The sequence below is a fragment of the Blautia sp. CGZ-1-C1 genome (assembly GCF_056504575.1).
Genome location: NZ_JBWLUT010000196.1, coordinates 1 through 3,504, shown reverse-complemented (window position 1 = coordinate 3,504; position 3,504 = coordinate 1). Strand labels below are relative to the sequence as shown.

2 protein-coding genes and 2 pseudogenes are annotated in these 3,504 nt (G+C 37.8%); 1 reads left to right on the top strand and 3 read right to left on the bottom strand.

All coding sequences use genetic code 11. The features are described from left to right. Positions 1-137: 137 nt before the first annotated feature. Positions 138-995: an Rpn family recombination-promoting nuclease/putative transposase gene (locus tag AC058W_RS17515; protein WP_479390437.1), complete on the bottom strand. Its 858-nt coding sequence runs from the start codon at positions 993-995 to the stop codon at positions 138-140. 442 nt (positions 996-1,437) lie between these two features. Between AC058W_RS17515 and AC058W_RS17510 the strand changes: the two are divergent. Continuing rightward, positions 1,438-1,692, top strand: a pseudogene (locus AC058W_RS17510) (hypothetical protein); the annotation flags it as partial. Positions 1,693-1,930: 238 nt separating this feature from the next. Here AC058W_RS17510 and AC058W_RS17505 read toward each other — a convergent pair. Further along, positions 1,931-2,074: a hypothetical protein gene (locus AC058W_RS17505; RefSeq protein WP_182437098.1), complete on the bottom strand. Its 144-nt coding sequence runs from the start codon at positions 2,072-2,074 to the stop codon at positions 1,931-1,933. Between the two features lie 123 nt (positions 2,075-2,197). After that, a pseudogene (locus AC058W_RS17500) lies at positions 2,198-3,504 on the bottom strand (hypothetical protein); the annotation flags it as partial.

Here is a 3,504-nt window from a genome sequence, read left to right as displayed (position 1 = left end):
GGGAGCCTCAGTCAATTAAGTCTGGGGCTCTTCTCATATGCACATAAAAAGGTCCAGACCGAATAGATAAGAATCTCTATCCAGCCTGGATCTTTTATTTCAACATATTTATTATTTATATCGTTGCCAAATAACTTTTACCAATATTCCTCCACATAACCGGCCGCATCTTCTTCTGATAATGAAAATACCTTCATTAAGTTTTTTACGGTAACATCTTTACTGGCGTTAAAACTTTTACAGGTACTGATTGTTGCCTGGATGCCTTCTAACCGTCCTTCGCGTCTTCCCTCAAGTCTTCCCTCATTCATTAATTCTTCCAATGCAGTACACATGTTAACCTGACCTCCCTTCCGTTCTGATTCTAAAGCATGGTCTATCAGTTTCTGCGACTGGGTGATCGCACCGATCACGATTCCCAGTTCGGATGTGATGTTTCTGTTTTTATATACCGTATTGATTCTTTGATAATCGCGTTCATAAATGGAACGGCTAATATCAAACACAGCATCAACTTCCGGATCTTGAAAATCACAGGTCTCACTTGCTCTCAGCTGAAGCAGGTTCATTTTATAATCCGACACCATTGGACGGACTCTTTCAGGAATCTCAAGCATATCTGCCAGACATAGCGGTCCATCCCATGGATCTTCTCCATAATAAACACAGAGACTGATCACTGGATGCAGCCGGTCTGTTTTCCTCATATTCGAGAGGAACTCATCTGAAGATTTAAAATGTCCATCCTTCTTGTTTTTAGCAGCGATCTCGTTATATTCTTTCAGATAAGAAAAAGCATCTCCTACCATATGCCGCAACGGCATCGCATAATGAATCTTTGCCTGGTTCTCCAGTCCCCAGAGGACAAAATCAATGCCATAGGCAGTTTTCTTTACAACATCCAATATTTTCTGGATAGTTTCTGCATGACCATTAAATTTAATCAGTGAAGAAACATCGGTGTCAACTTCTGTAAGGTCATTCGGCTTCAGCACTTGTTCCCCATCGAATAATGCCGCATTGAACAAGTCTGCAAAATGATGATTGTTTCTCCAGAAGTTCTTTAGTATGGTATCTGGCTTTATTTTATTTTGTTCCAGCGTTCGACACCTCCTGTTGTTTTGTTACTACCACTATATCACATATAGTGCTTTATTTCTATAAGAGAATTTGTCGAAAGGTGTCATTTGATTAATATATTCAAGGGTCCTTGCTTCAGCAAATATTTCAAAATTAAAAAGGGAAAAAGTCATTATAACTGCCCAAGAAGACCAAGGCAATCCAGTGACAAAGGAGCGAAGCTGGTTAATGACAAACTAAAAAATCTGCAACAGGGACAGTCTGATTTTATATTTCTTTTATAGATCTTTTGGAATTGCTTCATTCTTTTTATTTATCCTTCAGAGTGTCAGCCCCCCCCCAATGCTCCGTGCAAATAAGCTGGAGCGAAAATACAGCATCGGGACCATTCTGGCCTCTCTGTCTAAAGCCGAATGTAGTCTGATCCAGCAAAACTACTATCTGTTTGATTATTATGATGAGGTTCTAAAAGATATTGGAAAGAACATGGATATCGATTTCGAAAAACGTATCCGGACTCTGGGAGAAATAAAAAAATTTTGGCAAAGACCAAAAAAGCAGAAAAAACACCATGAAAATCTGACAAACCAGAAAACCCGCCAAGCCCTGTAGTTATTGGGTTTGACGGGTGTTTTTTGTCAATTTACCTGCAACAGTCAGGTTATACCAAGCTGTCCCTATATAATAGTAATTGTAATATCATCACTATATATAGATAAAACGCCACTATCATATCTTTTTTTATGATAAGTTGAACTATAATATCCGAATAATCCCTTTTCTTTATAATCAAAATTTGCATCTTCCCATATGATATCTACTTTAAGATAGCTATCATAGTCTCCTGCAATTACTGTAATCTCATCATTAAAAATAGCCTGTCCATTTTTTTAACAATAACTCTTTTATTAGTATTTTCAGAGTTATCTCTTCTGTACATACTAATTGCATTGGCACTTTTTGCACTTTCTTGAAATGATAATTTCTCACTCATAGTTTTTCTCCTGTAAACTTAAATACTTTTACAATTATCAATTAAATTTCATTTTGAAAAACTCCAGCCATTTCTGGCTGGAGCTTTTCTTTTTAGGAATCTGTATTTAATTACCCAAAGGGATTATTTGACAGTTACTTTTTTAGCATTTGACCACTGGCTAAATACTTTCTTGCCATCTTCAGAAGTTCTGTTGAATGCGTGGAGACCTGCATAGTAGGTTCCTTTCTTCACATTCTTGAATGTTGCTGTTACAACATTGCCTTTGATGTTCTTCTTAACCAGTTTGCCGTATTCTACCGGACGGTATTCTCCGTTTACTTTCTTAGCAGCGGATCCGAGAACTACATCATATCCGTCTGCATTATCTGCTTTTGTATAAGTTACAGTTACAGTAGAACCACTTGCTTTTACGCTTGTGATTACTGGCTGTGCAGGTGTGATTGCAGATACAACGAATGGGAATGCGTTGGACCAGTCACCAAATACCTTCTTACCGTCAGCACCGCGTTTCCAAGCGTGGCAGTATGCATAATAGGTTCCCTGCTGAACATATGTGAAGTCTGTTGTAGTCTTAACCTGGTTCTTGTTAACAGAAGCATAATTCTTGTTGTTGATGCAGTCACGGTCTTTAGAGATTACATAGTCATAACCTGTAGCGCCTTCTGCTTCACCGGAAAGGATTACAGTTGCTTTATTGCCAACAACTTTTACACTGCTGATCATTGGAGCATCCGGTTTTTCATCTTCTGCTTTGCCATCAGCCTTTACTGTCTTAGAACCTGTATAGTTCTTAGATTTGCTTTCAGCGGTTACAGTATATGTACCATCATTGTTGTTTTTAGCTGTGTACTCTGTAGCCGGAACTGGAAGATATCCATTAAGAACTGTTACAATACCATCTTTAACAGTTACTGTACAATCGTTAAGATTCTTCTTATTAACACCCCAATATAAACCATTAGATGCACTGGAAACTACTTTAGAGTCTTCATATCCATTGATACCAACAATTTCAACACCGTAAATATTTCCTACTGTAACATCTGTTGGAGTAACTTCTTTACCATCTTTAGTTAATTTAATGGTATAATCTTTACCTTCTACTAAAGTGCTTCCTCCAATCTGAATCAGTACTTCAGGTTTTACTGGAAGTCCACCGGCATATGTTGCATTCTTCAGGCTAACATTCTTATCAACAAATTCTACACTCTTGATTCGAACAAGCGCTTTTGCAACAACACCCTTGATAACGGTTCCATCTGCAGTCACAATGTCATTTGAGCCATCACCGGAGAAACCAACACCGTCTTTAGCAACAGCGTATACATATCCATAATTAATGCCTTTTTCAGAAGACTTTTTACCGGAAATATTGTCTACATATTTAATCTCGAAGTCAGATACTTTTGCAGTTGTCTTCTTTGTAT

What these genes read in the sequence shown, in the direction of transcription:
- AC058W_RS17505 (WP_182437098.1), bottom strand. Translation starts at nt 2,074, where the DNA reads ATGAGTGAGAAATTATCATTTCAAGAAAGTGCAAAAAGTGCCAATGCA.